Genomic DNA, 18,083 nt, shown 5'->3' on the forward strand with positions numbered 1-18,083 from the left:
GGGCGCGGGGGTTACCGCTATGGGACCCACAAAGAAAAAACTCTTCGGCACGGGGAAATCCGCTGATGCCGAAGAGGAGACATATTCGTCTACAGAAGACAACATAAAGCAGTGGCGTGGGGGTAATACTGGCGCAGCATTAGCTGGCGATGCGATGCTCCTGGATCATGAATTCCAGGGTCTGGCGATAGATATCACACAGGATAACGTTCTGTTCTTGCTTAATCATCAGCATCAACTGATGAATGACTGCACTTTCAGTGACTTCGCCGTTGCGGGCGCGAATATCGTTCTCGATCATCTTCAGCAGCGCGGATTCAGGAATGAACTCCGCAGGGATGCGATGGGTACTTTTTTGAGTAAATGAGGTATTCATTGTTTTGACCCTTAGAGTTGATGTTTTTCAGGTTCATCAATACGCGATTATTGTGACTGTCAGTAAACTCCCGGGACAGCTCATCCATTTGCCGAAGCCGCAGCATCAGCAACATCATCCGCTAAACCGGAGACAGCAACAGGAATTTCGCGTATGGGTGACCGGTCGACAGCCGGCGTCAGGCAAAGACAAAGCACAACATTAAAAAATTAGTGTATCGTCCCTGGGCTGTAAAATTCATGCTTTATCAATTCGTGCTATTTGAGATCGCCGTCACGTCATATCAGACGCTAAAACCATGAACTCATTATTGTAAAAACATGACATTATGGTGAATGGCGGCGGAGTCTCGCGGCGTCAGTTTTTTTTATTTTTCGGCCAGGACAATACCAGCGACCCGGGACAGGGATTTATCTGCCCGGAGTGTAAAATAGCGGCCGGGGCATCGGTGATATTTTATTGATTCCAGCTAAAATCTGATCCCGATAGCGCATATCGCCAGGAGGGAAATATGTTATTAACGCCGCAATTTCGCGCGGCTCGCGGTGGGGATGTCGATCGCTGCTACGAGATTGAGTCAACCGCTTATGAAGGGGACGAGGCGGCGACCCGGGAAAAGATTGCCACCCGTATTGCCCGGTATCCGGAAGGATTTCTGGTTATGGAAGCCGGCGGGATACTGCTCGGCTTTATTAACAGCGGATGCGCCCGGGAAGTTGTCATGTCCGATGAGTCTTTCAAAGAGCTGGTGGGGCACGATCCGGCAGCGCCGCACGTGGTGATTATGTCGGTAGTTATCGACCCCGCCTGGCAGGGCAAAGGCTATTCAACCCTGCTGATGCAGCGGTTTATTGAGCAGATGCGCGCCGCCGGAAAGCAAACCATTCACCTGATGTGTAAAACCCGTCACATTGATTTATATAAGAAATTCGGTTTTGCCTATATTAAACCCTCTGATTCCGATCACGGCGGAATGTCGTGGCATGAGATGATGATGATTCTGTGAGGCAGCAGAGCGCTGGCAACAGGCGCGCCACCGCAGATTATTGTGCAAAATCCGGACAGTATTGGTCCGGCGTTTTCTGGCTGCGGGAAGGGCGTTGATAGCGCGAAGCGGCAATAAAAAACCCCTACTGGTTGGCTGGCAACGTTCGGGGTTGATCGAGCGGAAGCGTACTTATTTACGCGCTAACGATTTCCGGCTCGTCAAAGGCGGTGAGCTTCGGCGCTGCGCCCTGGTATTTTTCGGCATACACCAGCGCGGAGTTACCTGCGCAGCCGTTCGCCAGACGCGAGGTCGGGATATCCGAGGTCAGGACGTTGGCGGCCCCGTTTTTACAGATACCGTTCTCCAGGTCCGGCCAGGCGCCTTCATGGATACAGATAACCCCGGGTTTAATACCGTCGCTGATCTTCGCGCCGACCAGCACCTGCCCGCGATCGTTCCATACCCGCACCAGATCGCCATCGGCGATATTGCGCGCTTTAGCGTCATCCGGATGGATGGTAACCGGTTCGCGATCGGCAACGGCGTACTCTTTACGCAGCGAGGCATAGTTGAGCTGGCTGTGCAGGCGGTGCGCCGGGTGGGCGGTCAGTAACTGCAACTGATCTTTATCCGCAGACCCTTTCCACTCGTCCGGCTCAATCCATGAAGCGTGCGGCGGGCAGTCCTTGTAGTTATACCCTTCGATAGTTTTTGAGTAGATCTCAATCTTGCCGCTCGGGGTTCCCAGCGGGTTCATCACCGGATCGCTGCGGAAATCGGCATAGCGGACATACTTGTCGTTCTTCTCGTTCTGGCGCATTTCAATCAGCTTGTTCTGCTGCCAGAAGGCGTTGAACGCCGGCATGGCGACGCGCTGGGCGCGGGCCGCTTTCTGGGCGGCGTCATAGAACTGCTTCAGCCAGCCCATCTCGTCTTTACCTTCGGTATAGACTGCTTTCCCGCCCGGCTTAAGCATTTCCGCCAGATCGGCAAACACATCGAAATCATTGCGCGACTCAAACTGCGGCTCAATGACCTGCTTCATCGGCACCAGGTGCATATTGCTGTAGTCGCCGGTCATCGTCAGGTCATTGCGCTCAAACGATGTGGTAATCGGCAGCACGATATCGGCGTGTTTAGCGGCCGCGGTCCAGTAACACTCGGAAATCACCACCAGCTCCGGCTTCTGCCAGGCCTTGATCAGGCGGTTGGTGTCCTGGTGGTGGGTGAAGTTGGCGCCGCCGGCCCACCAGATCATTTTGATATCCGGGAAGGTTTGCTCTTTGCCGTTATGCTGGTATTTCACGCCGGGATTTTCCAGCGCTTCAACAATGCGCGCCACCGGTAAGCTAATCACCGCGTCGGATACCGCCCAGTCATTGCCTGCCGAAGAACCGCCTTCCACTTGCGCGGAGATGGCCGGCAACACACCGCCTACCCGCGTGGGAGCGCCGCCGTTCGAATAGTGGTAGGAGAAACCGAAACCGCCGCCCTCGGTACCAATCTGCCCGAGCATTGCCGCCAGGGTCACCAGCATCCAGTGGCGCTGTTCGCCATACTGCTGGCGCTGAATTCCCCATCCGCCCATGATCATGGTCTTATTGCCGGCAAAGATCTCCGCCAGTTTTTCTATCTGTTCCGCCGGAACGCCGCAGATATCCGCAGCCCAGGCCGCGGTTTTTTCGACGTTGTCGCTTTTGCCCAGCAGGTACTCTTCGAACTGTGGGTAGCCGGTGGTGTACTTATCGAGGAAGGCTTTGTCGTGCAGCTCTTTCTTCACCAGGGTATGGGCGATCCCCAGCATCATTGCGACGTCAGTGCCCATATGCGGGGCAATCCAGGTCGCATTGTCGCCAAAGAACTCAATGGTTTCCGAACGCATCGGGTCGATGGCGATAACGCTCTTGCCGGATTTCTTCAGCAGATTGAAATACTCCAGCCCCTGTTCGTCGGTACTGCTCCAGGCGATTTTCAGGGTGTTGAGCGGGTTCATCCCCCACAGCACTACCACCTGGCTGTGCTCCAGCACCATCGGCCAGGTGGTCTGCTGCTCATACACTTCTACTGAACCAACCACATACGGCATGATCACCTGAGCGGCGCCGGTGGAATAATCCCCGGTATGACCCGCATAGCCGCCCGCCATGCTCATGTAGCGCTGCAACAGGGTCTGCGCTTTATGCAGCACGCCGCTGGAGCGCCAGCCGTAAGAACCGGCAAAAATAGAGGAGGGACCGTAGCTGTCGCGGATCCGGCTATGCTGTTCGTGAATCAGCTTCAGTGCCTGTTCCCAACTGACGCGGACAAAGGGATCGCTGCCGCGCTTACCGTCCGCCTTGCCGGGGTTTTCGAGGTAGCTTTTGCGCACCATCGGGTATTTGATGCGCGCGTTTGTGTGTACCTGATCCGGCCCGGTCTGCTGCAGGGAGTTGGGAACCGTTTTGGGCAGCGCTCCGGTGGAAGAGACCACTTTGCCGTCTTTCACTTCCACGTACAGCGCTCCCCAACGGGCGGCGGTCAGGATCGCGCCCCCTTTGGCGGCGTCTGCCCATGCGGGTAGCGGGAGCGCGGACGAAATCGCCAGCGTGCCGGTTGCCGCCCCGGTCGTTTTGATAAAGTCTCGTCTTGTGAGATTCATGGATCCTCCTGGAAATAAAGTCGCTTATTTTTTCATGTCTTTAGCGTTGTACTGGAAGTAACGGCTCAGGATATCCAGTTCGCTGTCACTGATATTGGTGCGCGCCCCCATGCCTTTTGCCACCGAAGGCCAGGCATTGAGCGTAAAGTGACTGGCCGGGATAGGCGCATGGCAGCCGGCGCAGTACACGTTGTCGAGCTTACGGGCGTAGTCCCACATCGGTTCCCGGTCGGCGAGAGCCGGCGCGTTCCAGGTTCCCTGCAGAGCAACGTCGCGCCACTGGTTGCCGTAGTCGTCCGCTTGCCAGTCGGACAGCGGTTTCACCGCCTGCTGGCCTTTTTCACTCAGGGAAGCCAGTACCAGTCGCTGGCCGGCGGCGTAGTAGATAATCTGCTCGGTCCCCTGCATCTGGCTGCCGCGGATTTCGACTTCGCGGCTGGCGCCTGCGCTGCTGAGGACTTTCATTTGCGTGGCTGGGTAGATGGTCCCCAAATCGCCAAGGCTGGCGTTGCGTACCACATAAACTTCTTTGGCCGATGCCGGTACTGAAGCCGCCTGCGCTTCCAGCGCGGTCAGCGCGCTGTCGTCCATTTTGATTTCTGGCGGGAAGTGGGCCACGCCTTTATGGCAATCAATACAGGTTTGTTGCTCGTTAATACCCATTTCGTGCATTTTGCGCGCGTCGGCGCTTTGCGCCTCCAGATCCATCGCGTCCATACTGTGGCAACTGCGACAGGTGGCAGAATCATTGGCCTTCAGCTGTGCCCAGACGGTTTGCGCCATCTCCAGACGGTGCTCTTCGTATTTTTCCGGGGTATCAATTTTTTTACTAATAAACTGGTGGTAGATATCTTTTGAGGCGACCAGTTTGGTGACCAGATAGTCCATTCCGCTTTGCGGTATATGGCAGTCCGCGCACTCGGCGCGAATGCCTTTCTGGTTCTGAAAATGCACTGACCCGGTGTACTCTTCATAAGGCGCCTGCATGGTATGGCAGGAAAGGCAAAACTCGGTACTGGATGTTTTATGCATTGTCCACTGGGTGGCTAAAACGATCGCGACGCCGACAATGGCGCCCAGCGTCATCATCAATGCGAGAGTTTTATTTATTTTTCTCACTTTTTCTTCCCTGGAATTAAAAATACTCATTAATGGGTAGACAATAAATAAGCACCCTGCGTGGGGTATTGATATTCATCAAGTTAACGGATATTGATCATGAGCAGCATGAACAATTCAGAATTAGGTCGCACTTTTATTTTTAATTTTTAGAAAATCAATAAAAACAATTGGTTAAAAGATTAATGCTTGCGTGGGATTTATTTATATAGCTTCATTTATTGTCGGTTTTTATCTTTTCTGAGGAATTTTCGTTATGTATTTAAATGCATAACGATAGCGATTTGGGTATTTTTCTGAGAATTTTCTCGGGGTAGAGAAAATAGCCCATCGCAATAAAATAATTTATATAGCGTTGGCGGAAGGCAGATATTCTGCCGCCTGGCAGAGCGTACCGGAGAATATGATCGAGGCGATGTCGCAATAAAACCCTGAAAAGAGGAGGTCGTGCGGTAATTTTTTCCTGATATCAATCCTCTTTTCGCCGACAGATAACGTGCAATGTCCACTGGCTCTGCCAGCGCGATGGCATCTCAGGGGGAGGCTGAGGTGGCGGTACCGCTATTCTGGCGGTGGGCAAAGTGCGCAATGAATCGCTCTTTACCGTCGGCAGGGCCTGCGGGACGAGTCTGGCGCGTAATAAAAGGGGATGATTAAAGGACAAATTCATCTATTTATCTGTTCCTTATTTATTGCCATAGTGTCGTTGTGGATGGGACAGGCAGGCGTGCAGCGCTAATGGCTGACTTCTTCATTCGGGATGACGCGCAAAGCGTGCGTCTGGCCGGCAAAATCCTATTTTCAGGAGCGATATGATGAATAACGTCACTATGCAGTCGTTCTTTAAACGCTATTTTTCCGCTACCGAACGTCTGCCCGGGTGGGTGGGCGCGCTGCTCAGCGCTGAACAGCGTTACTGCCTGTTGAATGACATTATGCAGTGGCAACCGGCGCACTGTGTAGGGGAAAATTCATTACCGGGCGCCGATAACCGTTCAGCCTCCGACCGCGTACAGGCTGGCGATCTCTGACCTGTCCGGCCCTCCCTGTCAGGGCCGGCACTCGCTTTACTGCGCAAGAACTCTCCTTTCCCGGCCTTTTTGTATCGGTCATTCCTCTTCAGCACTGACATCAGCGAGGCGTTTTTCGCGCCAATTCCGGAAAAGTGTGACCTTCAGCAGAGTTTATCCCATGTCCCGGATATGGGGATTCATATATTGACTGAAATCAAAGTTACTTTCTTTCGAAAGTTATTAAATCTTCATACGCAATAAAGGAGGTCGGCCCGATGATTTTCAATATCCAGCGCTACTCCACGCACGATGGCCCCGGAATTCGTACCGTGGTGTTCATGAAAGGGTGCTCTCTGGGATGCCGCTGGTGCCAGAACCCGGAAAGCCGCTCCCGACATCAGGAGTTACTGTTTGACGCGCGTCTGTGCCTGGAAGGCTGCAATCTTTGCCAGCAGGCCGCGCCGCAAGTGGTGGAGCGCACTCTGAACGGGCTGGTTATCTACCGGGAGCGGGTGACGCCGGACCATCTTGCCGCGCTGGAAAACTGCTGCCCGAGTCAGGCGCTAACAGTATGCGGGGAAGAGAAGGATCCAGAACAAATTATGGCTGCGGTACGCCGCGACAAACCCTTTTACGAACGCAGCGCGGGCGGCATTACCCTGTCCGGCGGCGAACCCTTTATGAACCCGCAACTGGCGCAACGGCTTCTTCGCCAGAGCCATGAAGAGGGGATTCATACCGCCGTGGAAACCTGTCTCCATGTCCCCTGGCGCTATATCGAACCGTCGCTACCCTATATCGATCTGTTCCTCGCCGATCTCAAACACGTTGATGAACAGCGGTTTAACGCCTGGACCGATGGCTTTGCGAAACGCGTACTCGACAATCTACGCCGGCTGGTTGCGGCGGGAAAATCGCTGGTGATTCGGGTCCCGCTGATCCCGGGATTCAATGCCGATGAAACCTCAATTAAAGCTATTACTGATTTCGCCGCCGATGAATTGCGGGTCGGCGAGATCCATTTTTTGCCGTACCACACGCTGGGAATGAATAAATATCAGTTGCTTAACCAGCCTTATCGGGCGCCGGATAAGCCGCTGGATAACCCGGAACTCCTTGCCTTTGCTCAGTCATACGCCCACCAAAAAGGCCTGATCGCGACTTTAAGAGGATAAAAGAGAATGACGACCCTGAAACTCGACACCCTGAGCGACCGTATTCAGGCGCATAAAAATGCCCTGGTACACATTGTTAAGCCACCGGTATGTACTGAGCGGGCGCAGCACTACACCAGGATCTATCAGCAAAATATGGATAAACCGCTGCCGGTGCGCCGCGCGCTGGCGCTGGCCTATCATCTGGCGCAGCGTACTATCTGGATTAAGCACGACGAACTGATCGTCGGCAACCAGGCCAGCGAAGTCCGCGCCGCGCCGATCTTCCCGGAATACACGGTCTCGTGGATTGAAAAAGAGATTGACGCTCTGGCCGATCGCCCGGGGGCCGGTTTTTCGGTGAGCGAAGAGAATAAGCGGGTGTTGCACGAGGTATGTCCGTGGTGGCGCGGCCAGACGGTACAGGATCGCTGCTACGGGATGTTTACTGACGAGCAGAAGGCTATTCTCGAAACCGGCATTATTAAAGCCGAAGGGAATATGACTTCCGGCGACGCGCATCTGGCGGTGAACTTCCCGCTGCTGCTGGAAAAAGGGCTCGACGGTCTGCGTGCAAAAGTTGCCGAACGCCGCTCGCGCATCAACCTGACGGTTCTGGAGGATCTACACGGTGATCAGTTCCTGAAGGCCATTGATATTACCCTGGCGGCGGTCAGCGATCATATTAAGCGCTTTGCCGACCTGGCGCGCCAGATGGCGCAGACCGAAACGCGCGCCGCGCGTCAGGCGGAGCTGTTGACGATCGCCGCTAACTGCGATGTTATCGCCCATCAACCGCCGCAAACCTTCTGGCAGGCGCTGCAACTGTGCTATTTCATCCAGCTACTGTTGCAGATTGAATCCAACGGTCATTCGGTCTCTTTTGGCCGTATGGACCAGTATCTGTATCCGTGGTACCGCCGGGATGTGGAGCTGGAGCAGCGTATCAGCCGCGAGCAGGCTATTGAAATGCTGCACAGCTGCTGGCTGAAACTGCTGGAAGTGAACAAAATCCGCTCCGGCTCTCACTCCAAAGCTTCGGCGGGCAGCCCGCTGTACCAGAATGTCACGATCGGCGGCCAGAAACTGGTGAACGGCAGAGGCGTCGATGCGGTCAACCCGCTGTCGTATGCCATTCTCGAATCCTGCGGCCGCCTGCGTTCAACCCAGCCAAACCTCAGCGTGCGCTACCATGCCGGGATCGGCGATGACTTCCTCGATGCCTGCGTGCAGGTGATTCGCTGTGGTTTCGGCATGCCGGCCTTTAATAACGATGAAATTGTCATCCCCGAGTTTATTAAACTGGGCGTGGAGCCGGAAGACGCTTACGAATACGCGGCGATCGGCTGTATTGAAACCGCGGTAGGCGGCAAATGGGGTTATCGCTGTACCGGGATGAGCTTTATTAACTTTGCCCGGGTGATGCTGGCGACTCTGGAAGAGGGGCGTGACGCTACCAGCGGTAAGGTTTTCCTGCCCCAGGCGCAGGCGCTGTCAAAGGGCAATTTCAGCGGCTTTGATGAGGTACTGGCATCCTGGGATCGGCAGATTCGTTACTACACCCGCAAATCGATTGAGATCGAATATGTAGTCGATACCATGCTCGAGGAGAATGCCCATGACATTCTGTGCTCGGCGCTGGTGGACGACTGCATTGAGCGCGCGAAGAGCATCAAGCAGGGCGGCGCGAAATATGACTGGGTTTCCGGCCTGCAGGTCGGGATCGCCAACCTGGGCAACAGCCTCGCGGCGGTGAAAAAACTGGTCTTTGAACAGGGAGCTATCGGCCAGCAGGAGCTGGCGGCGGCGCTGGCGGCAGACTTTGACGGACTGAGTAACGAACAGTTGCGCCAGCGTCTGGTCAATGGCGCGCCCAAATACGGTAATGACGACGACACGGTGGATGCGCTGTTGGCCCGCGCCTACCAGACCTATATTGATGAGCTGAAAAATTACCACAACCCGCGCTATGGCCGCGGCCCGGTCGGCGGTAATTATTACGCCGGCACCTCATCGATTTCCGCTAACGTACCGTTCGGCGCCCAGACCATGGCGACGCCGGATGGCCGTAAAGCGAAAACGCCGCTGGCGGAAGGGGCCAGCCCGGCCTCCGGGACCGACCATCTTGGGCCGACGGCGGTGATAAGCTCAGTCGGGAAGTTGCCGACCGGCTCAATTCTTGGCGGAGTATTGCTGAATCAGAAACTCAGCCCCAGTACCCTGGACAACACCAGCGATCGCCAGAAACTGATGATTATGCTACGTACCTTCTTTGAGGTTCATAAAGGCTGGCATATTCAGTACAACATCGTTTCCCGCGAGACACTACTGGAGGCGAAGAAACATCCCGATCAGTATCGCGATCTGGTGGTGCGCGTGGCGGGCTATTCCGCCTTCTTTACCGCGCTCTCGCCGGATACTCAGGATGATATTATCGCCCGTACCGAGCATACCCTGTAATCTGCCGACAGCAGCAGGAAAAAGATCTGCTTCCCCGGTAGCCAAAGGCCAGAAACCCGTTTTCTGGCCTTTGCCATTAATAAAGCTATACGCCTTCACCTCCGCGCATCCGGTTTTGACTTAAAACCTGATATCTTTAAAAATAAAACAATAGTTCATTTTGTGAATGGGCTAACGGCTAGCCTTCCCGCGGCGCGTTAAGCTGGTGGTCATCATCAAAACACGGGAGGACAACATGAAAAAGGTCGCGGTACTGTTAGCGCCTGGCTTTGAGGAAGGGGAAGCCATCATCATTATTGATATTTTGCGGCGTCTGAATATACAGGTGGACATGTTGTCCTGTAACGACGCCCTGGCGGTGACCAGTTATCACGCCATTATGGTGACTGCCGACGCGCTGTTGCGCGATGTGGCCAGCCAGACCTGGGATGCGGTGGTTCTGCCGGGCGGCCCGCAGGGGAGTCAGTTTTTGTCCCGGGATGAACAGGTGCTGGATTTTGTGCGGCGTCATGACGAACAGGGAAAGCTGATCTGCCCGATTTGTTCGGCGGCGGCGCGGGTGCTGGGCGGCAATGCCCTGCTGAAAGGACGGCGCTATGCCTGTTCCGGCGATCTGTGGCAAAACGTCGGCGACGGTACCTGGGTGGATGCCCCGGTCGTGGAGGACGGCAATTTGATTAGCGGTAAGGGGTTTGGCCTGGTGTTTGACTTTGCCTTTACCGTCGCCGCCCGGCTGCTGGGCGATGAGGCGCCGGCGCGTGAACACGCGGAACATATCTATTACCCGTGGCCGCGCTAAAGCCGCTGAGCCTCAGGCGCTGTCCGGCGCCTGAATTACCCGCGTTCGACAGAAAACCAGCGCCGCCAGATAAAGCGGATCACAAAATATTCCACCGCTCCCAGCCCCAGGAACCACAGGCAAAACAGAATGGTATATAGCTGATTAAGATCCAACAGATGGAAAATGCTCATCAGACGGTCGGCCAGCGCCAGGTTCAGCGTCGGCACCGGCAGCAGCAGGCAGGAAAGAAACGCCATCAGTAGTATACCGCCGGCGGTGATCAGAGATTCAAGAGGGTGCTTCATAACTGTTTCATGGCAGAGTGGAAAGCCGCTATTGTCCGGTATGACGCCGGGATGTGCAATCCTCCCGGCGCCACGGGGCGTCAGCGGCTGCTTTGCGGCGCCAGCCGGCGGGCTACCCGTTCCAGTTTAATCATCAACACCAGGGTGACCGCCACCAGCACCATGGTCAGGGCGGCGCCGTCGGCAATGCTGCCCCGGTCGGTAAGGCTAAAAATCGCTACCGGCAGGGTGGTCCAGCCAGGCGGGTAGATCATCACGGTGGCGCCCAGTTCGCCCATCGACAGAGAAAGACTGAGCGCCAGCGCCGACACCATCCACGGGCTCAGTAGCGGCAGGGTGATATGTCGCAGGCGATACCACGGCGAGGCGCCGAGGCTGGCGGCGACATTTTCGATATCCGCGGATAGCCGCGCCAGACCGGCGGTGACGTTGCTGAAGGTGAAGGCGGAAATCAGTACAAAATGGGCCGCCGGGACAATCCAGAAGGTACCGTTCATTTGCAGCGGTCCCTGGCTGAAGGCGACCAGAATACCCAGTCCCACCGAGACAGAAGGCACCGCGTTGGGCAGATAAAACAGCAGGCTTAGCCGCTGCTGCCAGCCGCGACTGTATTGACGCAGCGCCAGCGCCGCCCAGACCCCGCACAGCAGGGCAAACAGACTGGCGGCAAAACCCACCGCCAGACTGGCGTACAGAGCATCCCGGGAGGCGCCCTGTAAAGCGCGAACAAAGTGGCTCAGGGTAAAGCCGGAAGGCAGAATGCCATTCCACTGCTGGCTGAGGCTGGACATCAGGATCACCGCCAGCGGCAGCAGGAAAAACAGCGCAAACAGGGCAACCGCGATGCCCCCGGCCAGCAGACGGCCGGAACGCGACCAGACCAGCATGATTAACTCCTCAGCCCGGCGCGCGCCGCGGCGAAACGGTAGATAAAGAACAGCCCCAGTGACAGCGCGATATTGACCACCGCGATCATACAGGCGGCGCTATAGTCGGATTCGAGAATCGCCTTGCTGTAGACCATCATCGGTAGGGTATTAACCCCTTTGGCGCCAATGAACAGCACAATGCCGAATTCGTTGGTAGTCAGCAGCAGACACAGGCTACCGCCGGCCAGCAGCGCCGGCAGGGCGGACGGGAAGATGACCTGGCGGATGATGCGCAGCGGGCTGGCGCCAAGGATACTGGCCGCCTCAAGCTGGCTCTTATCCAGTTGGCTGAGGGACGCCATCAGCGGACGCATCACCAGCGGAGTGAAAACGGTAATCTCCGCCAGCACGACTCCCCACATAGAATACAGAAAATCCAGCGGCGGCAGCTCAAAGCCGAATAGCGCCACCAGTATCCCGTTCGCGATGCCCGCGGAGCCATAAATAAAAGTAAAGGCGAGGGTTACCAGAAAGGTCGGCAGGGCGATAAAGGTATCGATAACCCGGGCGATAAGCCGGCTGCCGGGAAAAGGAATAAACACCAGAATCAGCGCCAGTAGCGATCCCAGAACCAGGCAGCCGAGAGTCGCCAGTACGGCGATTTGCAGGGTGTTGAACAGGGCGCTGATAAACCGTCGCGAAGCGAATATCTGCTCCAGCGCCGCAACGCTTAGCCGCCCGTCCGTATCGCTGAACGCCTGGGCGATAATCAGCGTTAGCGGCCAGAAAAACAGCACTACGAGGACCAGCAGCGGCAGCGCCAGCGCGCTGCGGGGGGAGAGCCGCGCGACGCGCGGGGTGGAAACGGTCAGGGCGGACTGCATATTATTCCTCGATGAGTACGGCATCGTCGGGCTCAAACCACAGCGCCAGGCTGTCGCCGGGACGCGGAACGGCATGCAGGCGGGTCGCGACCATGCGCAGCGGGGCGCCGCCGACGTCAAACGTCAAATGGGTCAACTCGCCTTGCCAGTGTACCTGCTGCAGGGTGCCGTACAGGCGGTTACTGCGTTCCGAGGCCGGGGCCAGACTGAGATGCTGGGGGCGAATACACAACAGTTTGTGGTAGCCGCGCTCCACGCCGTGGGTCCAGGCGGTAACCACATTGCCGGCGCAACTGACGGTAGTATATCCCTGCGGACTGTTTTCCAGCGCGGTGGCGGGCAGCAGATTGGCGCGCCCGAGAAACTCTGCGGCAAAGCGATTCGGCGGATGGCGATACAGGCTGCGGGTTTCGCCATGGGCGATCAATTGCCCATCTTTCATAATGCCGATTTTATCCGCCAGGGTCAGGGCTTCGGTCTGATCGTGGGTGACGTACAGAATGGTCAGCTCCGGCAGCGAAGCGTGCAGGCGGGCAATCTCCTCCACCATATTATGGCGAATCTGGGCGTCCAGCGCCGACAGCGGTTCATCGAGCAGCAGTACCCGCGGTTGTACCGCGATGGCGCGGGCAATCGCCACCCGCTGCTGCTGGCCCCCGGAAAGCTGGTGTGGGTAGCGGGCGGCATAATCGCTCATCCCGACGCTGGCCAGCGCCTGATCGACCCGCGAGCGGATCAGCGCGGCGGGCTGTTTTTGCGCCCGCAGGCCGAAAGCGACATTATCCTCAACCCGCATATGGGGGAACAGCGCGTAGTTTTGCACCACCATCCCCAGCCCGCGCCGGTAAGGCGGCAACTGGGTCATATCGCTGCCGCCAATCAGAATGCGCCCGCTGGCGGGCGTCACGAAGCCGGCTACCGAGCGCAGCACCGTGGTTTTTCCGGAGCCGGACGGGCCGATCAGCGCCAGCACCTCCCCGGGCTCAATGCGCAGGTTAAGCGGTTTCAGCACCGTAGTGCCGTGGTACGCCACGCTCAGGGATTCCAGGATAATCCCGGAACCATTCTGGAGGGCCGGCGTCCCGGTCGACGCCCGGGCGGCGCTGTTTTTCACTAACATCATGCTACTCATTGGTTATCCGTCACGCTGTGCCAGCGGGCGATATCGGCGGAAAGGCTGCCGACCACGTCATTCCAGTTCGGTTCCCAGGTGGTGACGCCGTCCATTGCCGCTTTGGCCGCCCGGTAATTCGCGTCGTCCGGTGTGATATCGCTGCGTACCGGCATCCCCCAGGAGAGGGCGCTGACGCTATTCTGGGCTGGTTTATCAAGCAGGAATTCGATCAGCTTTTTGCCGTTTTCACTCTGCGGCGCCCCGGCCACCAGACCGATGACATAAGGCAGCGCCAGCGCGCTACGCTTACCGTCGGCATCGGCGGGCCAGAAGATTTTGACGTTCGGGTTACGCTGCATCTGCGCGAGGTTCATCTGCAAATCGCCGTTGGCGACGTACAACTCCCCTTTGTTGACCAGTGCGGTCAATTTACCGGTGGAGGCAGAAGGACCGACATTATTCGCCTGTAACTTGCCCAGGTAGTCGAAACCGGCCTCTTTACCGCCAAAACTGTGGAAGGTTTGCAGCATCACGGCAGTACCGTCGCCGGCCTGACCGGGCGTGGAGTACTGGAGTTTATTGCGGAATTTTTTATCCAGCAGCGCCTGCCAGTCAGCCGGCGGGGTTTTCAGCAGACTGGCGTTATAGATAAAGCTCAGGTAGTTGTTGACCAGCGGCAGGTACCGGGGATGCGCGCCGGGAATCAGCGCGGCGGCCTGGGGGGCGAACGCCTCAAGTAATTTCTCGCTGGCGGCGCGCTGAATAAACGGCGGTACGGTCACCAGCACATCAGCCTGCGGGTTGCTGCGCTCCTTCGCCAGCCGCTCGACAATGGCGCCGGAACCGCCTTCCACGTACTGCACTTTGATACCGGTGGCTTTGCTGAATGCCTCAAACTGCTGCTGATACCAACTGTTATCGCCATCGTGCAGGCCATCGGCGGAGTAGACGGTGACGACGCCGCTGTCGGCCCAGGCGCAGGAAGTCGCCATAGCGGCGGCAAGAACAACCAGACGGGGAAGTTTCATCATGTTAGCCTCATAGTGAATTATTGGTCTATACCAAATTATCCGCAGGCTAACCGGCAAATATGACAGGAAAATGATCGGGCGGGATTTTGTGAATTACAGCGCAACGCCGGGCGCCGCCGGCGCGGAGCTTACAGGGTGTCCACCTCAATGCGCAGGCTATCGTGGCGCCAGTATTCGACATCAAAGTCGAGGATGCGTCCGTACTGATCGTAGTTCAGGCGGCGCAGTAACAGCGCCGGCCGCCCCGGGATGCTGCCCAGTGCCGCCGCAGCAGCAGGGGGCAGCGAGGTCGGGTAAAACGACAGATGCATGCTGGTATAAGTCAGACCGTAATGCTGCTGATATGTTTCGGTCAGACTACCGTTAAGATCGTGTTCCAGCAGGCCGGGCACCCGCTCCGGCAGACAGTGATTCTCGCAATAGCAGATAGCCCTGTCGTCGGCATAGCGCAGGCGGGTCAGCAAAATAATACGGGCAAAGGGATCGAGGCCGAGCGGTTCCCGCACTTCCAGCGGTACGGTGGTCTGGCGCCCGTCCAGTAGCCGGGTACGCGGCGTACGGCCCTGCTCCTGACACAGTTTATGAAAATTGGTATTCCGGGTCGGATCCAGCCACAGTCGCGGCGGAGTCACGAACCAGCCGCGGCGATCGGCGCGCCAGATCACGCCGCTGGCCTCCAGCAAGGCGAGGCTTTCGCGAACCGTGATGCGGGTGGTGTTAAAAATGTCGCACAGCTCGCGCTCAGAGGGCAGCTTATCGCCGCTGTTCAGGGCGCCGCTCTGGATGCGCGCCAGTAACTGATCGCGTATCAACAAATAATGGGGAGTCTCTCCCGCCGCTGCTTTCATAGAACCTCGCGTAATGTTGCCGGCGGATTATAGCGACTTCATCCCGCCTGGGGCAGGGGAATCTGCCGCTAAGCGCCGGAATTTCTACGTTATCTGCGCCGAACCGCCGCTGCGCGCCAGATGAATTTTTTGTTGCAGCGCCGATTTCCCTTTGACCGCAGCCTCGGGATCTCTTCATGATATTGGCATATCTGGTATAGACCAAATGGTGAGGAACAATGACGCAACGAGACTATCTACTGTTAACCCCGGGACCGCTGACCACTTCCCGGACGGTGAAAGAGGCGATGCTGACTGACAGCTGTACCTGGGATGAGGATTACAACATCGCCGTAGTGCAGGCGATTCGCAGTCAACTGGTCGCACTGGCGAGCGCCGCAGCGGATTATTCGGCGGTACTGCTACAGGGCAGCGGCAGCTACGGCGTGGAGGCCGTGCTGGGCAGCGCCATCGGCAGCAGTGATAAACTGCTGATCGTTAATAACGGCGCCTATGGCGCGCGTATGGCGGAGATGGCGGCGCTGCTGGGGATCGCGCATCTGGTGTATGACTGTGGTGAAGTGGCGATGCCGGATATCGCTCACCTGGAAAATCTGTTGCGGCAACACGGGGATATCACCCACGTGGCGATGGTGCACAGTGAAACCACCACCGGGATGCTGAATCCGCTGGAAGCGGTGTGTCATCTGGTCAAGCGCTACGGCAAAACTCTGGTGATCGATGCCATGAGCAGCTTTGGCGGCGTTCCGCTGGATGTCGGCGCGCTGGGTATTGATTTTTTGATTAGCTCCGCCAACAAATGTATTCAGGGTGTGCCGGGGTTCGCGTTTATTATCGCCCGTCGTGAAGCGCTGCAGCGCTGCGCTGGTCGTTCGCGTTCTCTGTCGCTCGACCTGTACGCCCAGTGGCGCTGTATGGAGGATAACGCCGGAAAATGGCGCTTCACGTCGCCGACCCACACGGTGCTGGCGTTTGCTCAGGCGCTGCGCGAACTGGAACAGGAAGGCGGGATCGCTGCCCGCCACCGGCGCTACTGCGCCAACCAGCGCCAACTGGTGGCAGGGATGCGCGCGCTCGGATTCACGACATTGCTGGACGATGCGCTGCAGTCGCCGATCATTACGGCATTTTATTCGCCGCAGGTAGCGCAGTGGCGTTTCAGCGAGTTTTATCAGCGCCTGAAAGCGCAGGGCTTTGTTATTTACCCCGGAAAAGTCTCCCACAGCGATTGCTTTCGTATTGGCAATATCGGTGAGGTCTACCCGCAGGACATCAGCGCGCTGCTGGTGGCGGTGGAACGCGCCATGTACTGGAAACAATAAGGAACCATGATGAACAAGGTAACAGCAGTCATTCTGGACTGGGCGGGCACTACCGTTGATTTCGGCTCCTTTGCCCCGACGCAGATCTTTGTGGAAGCATTTCGCCAGGCATTCGGTGTAGCCATTACGCTGGAAGAGGCGCGGGTGCCGATGGGACTGGGGAAATGGCAACACATTGAAGCGCTGGGTAAATTGCCTTCAGTGGCGGCGCGCTGGCGTGAGGCGCTGGGCCGCGATATGACCTCCGCTGATATTGATGCTATCTATGCGGCGTTTATGCCGCTGCAGATTGCCAAAGTGGTGGATTTCGCCGCGTCGATCGACGGCGTTAACGATGTGGTGGCGGCGCTACGCCTGCAGGGGATTAAAATCGGCTCCTGCTCCGGCTACCCGCGGGCGGTGATGGAGGCGCTGGCGCCGGCCGCCGCGCATCACGGCTATACGCCTGATTACTGGGTCGCCACCGACGATCTGGCCGCCGGCGGCCGTCCCGGTCCATGGATGGCGCTACAGAATGTGATAGCGCTGGGCGTGGATAGCGTGACGCATTGCGTGAAGGTGGATGATGCGCTGCCGGGAATTGCCGAAGGGCGCAATGCCGGTATGTGGACGGTCGGTCTGGCGGTATCCGGCAACGAGTTTGGCGCCACCCCGCAAGAGTACCAGAGAATGTCGGCGCAGGAGGTGGCGACTCGTCGCCAGCGGGCAGCGGATAAACTGTTATCGGCCGGCGCTCATTACGTGGTGGATACCCTGACGGATTTACCTGCGGTTATCGACCAGATCAATCAGCGTCTGGCGCGTGGCGAGCGGCCATAAGCGGGCAAAAAAAACGACCACCTCCGGTGGTCGTAAGACGAATACAGGGTATCGGACTTTTTCTGGCTGGCGCTGCCGCGAATTTGTTACGGGCGGCGCCGGGGATGCGGGTAAATGGTCTTTCTGCTGGCGCTTATTTAGTCAGTTCTGCGGTCATATGCACGCGGTTACCGGTATAAGCTTCAGTGATCTGGTAGCTGTCTGCGCCAGCGGCCTGAGCCTGAACGGCGATTTTCGCTTCGGCTTCATCCAGCGTATCGGCAGTTGCGGTTACGCTCTCGGCGAATGCGCCAAAAGACAGTGCGGAAAGGGTGGCGGCTAAAGCAAAAGTTTTGATGGTGTTCATAATCGTATTCCTCGTC

Annotated in this window: 17 protein-coding genes; 7 read left to right on the top strand and 10 right to left on the bottom strand. The window is 57.2% G+C overall.

Translation table 11 applies throughout. The annotated features are described in order from the left end of the window. Positions 1 to 139: 139 nt before the first annotated feature. Positions 140 to 376 (bottom strand): biofilm development regulator YmgB/AriR family protein, encoded by a 237-nt coding sequence (locus AQ981_RS19370; RefSeq protein ID WP_058913398.1) that lies wholly within the window; start codon positions 374 to 376, stop codon positions 140 to 142. A gap of 511 nt (positions 377 to 887) precedes the next feature. Here AQ981_RS19370 and AQ981_RS19375 point away from each other — a divergent pair. Next, entirely contained in the window at positions 888 to 1,382 is a 495-nt protein-coding gene (locus tag AQ981_RS19375) for a GNAT family N-acetyltransferase (protein ID WP_058913399.1), read from the top strand. Positions 1,383 to 1,557: 175 nt separating this feature from the next. Here the strand turns inward: AQ981_RS19375 and AQ981_RS19380 are convergent, their stop codons facing one another. After that, the gene (locus AQ981_RS19380) at positions 1,558 to 4,002 is read right to left on the bottom strand and encodes a trimethylamine-N-oxide reductase 2 (protein WP_058913400.1); all 2,445 of its coding nucleotides are present in this window, start codon (positions 4,000 to 4,002) and stop codon (positions 1,558 to 1,560) included. A 24-nt stretch (positions 4,003 to 4,026) separates the two neighbouring features. After that, the gene (locus tag AQ981_RS19385) at positions 4,027 to 5,121 is read right to left on the bottom strand and encodes a NapC/NirT family cytochrome c (RefSeq protein WP_058913435.1); all 1,095 of its coding nucleotides are present in this window, start codon (positions 5,119 to 5,121) and stop codon (positions 4,027 to 4,029) included. A gap of 812 nt (positions 5,122 to 5,933) precedes the next feature. Here AQ981_RS19385 and sgrT point away from each other — a divergent pair. The 4 genes from sgrT (at position 5,934) to AQ981_RS19405 (ending at position 10,547) form a co-directional block, all read left to right on the top strand. Continuing rightward, positions 5,934 to 6,152, top strand: a complete 219-nt coding sequence (sgrT, locus tag AQ981_RS28190; protein ID WP_249226350.1) for a glucose uptake inhibitor SgrT — start codon at positions 5,934 to 5,936, stop codon at positions 6,150 to 6,152. Positions 6,153 to 6,409: 257 nt separating this feature from the next. After that, on the top strand, positions 6,410 to 7,309 hold the full coding sequence (locus AQ981_RS19395) for a glycyl-radical enzyme activating protein (protein WP_058913402.1): 900 nt from the start codon (positions 6,410 to 6,412) through the stop codon (positions 7,307 to 7,309). A gap of 6 nt (positions 7,310 to 7,315) precedes the next feature. After that, positions 7,316 to 9,748, top strand: a complete 2,433-nt coding sequence (locus tag AQ981_RS19400) for a formate C-acetyltransferase/glycerol dehydratase family glycyl radical enzyme (RefSeq protein WP_058913403.1) — start codon at positions 7,316 to 7,318, stop codon at positions 9,746 to 9,748. Positions 9,749 to 9,983: 235 nt separating this feature from the next. Continuing rightward, positions 9,984 to 10,547 (top strand): DJ-1 family glyoxalase III, encoded by a 564-nt coding sequence (locus AQ981_RS19405; RefSeq protein WP_058913404.1) that lies wholly within the window; start codon positions 9,984 to 9,986, stop codon positions 10,545 to 10,547. Positions 10,548 to 10,582: 35 nt separating this feature from the next. On the opposite strand, the gene AQ981_RS19410 is transcribed toward AQ981_RS19405, so the two are convergent. From AQ981_RS19410 to phnR, 6 genes are all read right to left on the bottom strand, one after another. Then, positions 10,583 to 10,834: a DUF1158 domain-containing protein gene (locus tag AQ981_RS19410; protein ID WP_058913405.1), complete on the bottom strand. Its 252-nt coding sequence runs from the start codon at positions 10,832 to 10,834 to the stop codon at positions 10,583 to 10,585. Between the two features lie 80 nt (positions 10,835 to 10,914). After that, positions 10,915 to 11,721, bottom strand: coding sequence for a 2-aminoethylphosphonate ABC transport system, membrane component PhnV (gene phnV, locus AQ981_RS19415; RefSeq protein WP_058913406.1), 807 nt, complete (start codon positions 11,719 to 11,721; stop codon positions 10,915 to 10,917). Positions 11,722 to 11,723: 2 nt separating this feature from the next. Then, positions 11,724 to 12,587 (bottom strand): 2-aminoethylphosphonate ABC transporter permease subunit, encoded by an 864-nt coding sequence (gene phnU / locus AQ981_RS19420; protein ID WP_058913407.1) that lies wholly within the window; start codon positions 12,585 to 12,587, stop codon positions 11,724 to 11,726. A 1-nt stretch (position 12,588) separates the two neighbouring features. Then, positions 12,589 to 13,707 carry a 2-aminoethylphosphonate ABC transport system ATP-binding subunit PhnT gene (phnT, locus tag AQ981_RS19425; protein WP_058913436.1) on the bottom strand — a complete coding sequence of 373 codons (1,119 nt, stop codon included), beginning with the start codon at positions 13,705 to 13,707 and terminating at the stop codon, positions 12,589 to 12,591. Between the two features lie 8 nt (positions 13,708 to 13,715). Then, on the bottom strand, positions 13,716 to 14,729 hold the full coding sequence (locus tag AQ981_RS19430; protein WP_058913408.1) for a 2-aminoethylphosphonate ABC transporter substrate-binding protein: 1,014 nt from the start codon (positions 14,727 to 14,729) through the stop codon (positions 13,716 to 13,718). Positions 14,730 to 14,860: 131 nt separating this feature from the next. Further along, a complete protein-coding gene (gene phnR / locus AQ981_RS19435) occupies positions 14,861 to 15,580 on the bottom strand; it encodes a phosphonate utilization transcriptional regulator PhnR (protein WP_058913409.1) in 720 nt (239 codons plus the stop codon). A gap of 218 nt (positions 15,581 to 15,798) precedes the next feature. Here phnR and phnW point away from each other — a divergent pair, with 218 nt between their 5' ends. Together phnW and phnX are read left to right on the top strand one after the other, a co-directional pair. After that, positions 15,799 to 16,902 carry a 2-aminoethylphosphonate--pyruvate transaminase gene (phnW, locus tag AQ981_RS19440; protein WP_058913410.1) on the top strand — a complete coding sequence of 368 codons (1,104 nt, stop codon included), beginning with the start codon at positions 15,799 to 15,801 and terminating at the stop codon, positions 16,900 to 16,902. A gap of 9 nt (positions 16,903 to 16,911) precedes the next feature. Beyond that, a complete protein-coding gene (gene phnX / locus AQ981_RS19445) occupies positions 16,912 to 17,721 on the top strand; it encodes a phosphonoacetaldehyde hydrolase (RefSeq protein ID WP_058913411.1) in 810 nt (269 codons plus the stop codon). 133 nt (positions 17,722 to 17,854) lie between these two features. Here phnX and AQ981_RS19450 read toward each other — a convergent pair whose 3' ends face one another. Further along, on the bottom strand, positions 17,855 to 18,067 hold the full coding sequence (locus tag AQ981_RS19450; RefSeq protein ID WP_058913412.1) for a YdgH/BhsA/McbA family protein: 213 nt from the start codon (positions 18,065 to 18,067) through the stop codon (positions 17,855 to 17,857). Positions 18,068 to 18,083: the final 16 nt, after the last annotated feature.

Origin of the sequence: Entomohabitans teleogrylli, from assembly GCF_001484765.1 — a bacterium.
In the GTDB taxonomy this organism is placed as follows: domain Bacteria; phylum Pseudomonadota; class Gammaproteobacteria; order Enterobacterales; family Enterobacteriaceae; genus Entomohabitans; species Entomohabitans teleogrylli.

What these genes read in the sequence shown, in the direction of transcription:
- AQ981_RS19430 (WP_058913408.1), bottom strand. Translation starts at nt 14,729, where the DNA reads ATGAAACTTCCCCGTCTGGTTGTTCTTGCCGCCGCTATGGCGACTTCC.
- AQ981_RS19450 (WP_058913412.1), bottom strand. Translation starts at nt 18,067, where the DNA reads ATGAACACCATCAAAACTTTTGCTTTAGCCGCCACCCTTTCCGCACTG.
- phnU (WP_058913407.1), bottom strand. Translation starts at nt 12,587, where the DNA reads ATGCAGTCCGCCCTGACCGTTTCCACCCCGCGCGTCGCGCGGCTCTCC.
- AQ981_RS19410 (WP_058913405.1), bottom strand. Translation starts at nt 10,834, where the DNA reads ATGAAGCACCCTCTTGAATCTCTGATCACCGCCGGCGGTATACTACTG.
- AQ981_RS19400 (WP_058913403.1), top strand. Translation starts at nt 7,316, where the DNA reads ATGACGACCCTGAAACTCGACACCCTGAGCGACCGTATTCAGGCGCAT.
- phnV (WP_058913406.1), bottom strand. Translation starts at nt 11,721, where the DNA reads ATGCTGGTCTGGTCGCGTTCCGGCCGTCTGCTGGCCGGGGGCATCGCG.
- phnR (WP_058913409.1), bottom strand. Translation starts at nt 15,580, where the DNA reads ATGAAAGCAGCGGCGGGAGAGACTCCCCATTATTTGTTGATACGCGAT.
- sgrT (WP_249226350.1), top strand. Translation starts at nt 5,934, where the DNA reads ATGATGAATAACGTCACTATGCAGTCGTTCTTTAAACGCTATTTTTCC.
- phnX (WP_058913411.1), top strand. Translation starts at nt 16,912, where the DNA reads ATGAACAAGGTAACAGCAGTCATTCTGGACTGGGCGGGCACTACCGTT.
- AQ981_RS19380 (WP_058913400.1), bottom strand. Translation starts at nt 4,002, where the DNA reads ATGAATCTCACAAGACGAGACTTTATCAAAACGACCGGGGCGGCAACC.
- phnT (WP_058913436.1), bottom strand. Translation starts at nt 13,707, where the DNA reads ATGTTAGTGAAAAACAGCGCCGCCCGGGCGTCGACCGGGACGCCGGCC.
- phnW (WP_058913410.1), top strand. Translation starts at nt 15,799, where the DNA reads ATGACGCAACGAGACTATCTACTGTTAACCCCGGGACCGCTGACCACT.
- AQ981_RS19370 (WP_058913398.1), bottom strand. Translation starts at nt 376, where the DNA reads ATGAATACCTCATTTACTCAAAAAAGTACCCATCGCATCCCTGCGGAG.
- AQ981_RS19375 (WP_058913399.1), top strand. Translation starts at nt 888, where the DNA reads ATGTTATTAACGCCGCAATTTCGCGCGGCTCGCGGTGGGGATGTCGAT.
- AQ981_RS19395 (WP_058913402.1), top strand. Translation starts at nt 6,410, where the DNA reads ATGATTTTCAATATCCAGCGCTACTCCACGCACGATGGCCCCGGAATT.
- AQ981_RS19405 (WP_058913404.1), top strand. Translation starts at nt 9,984, where the DNA reads ATGAAAAAGGTCGCGGTACTGTTAGCGCCTGGCTTTGAGGAAGGGGAA.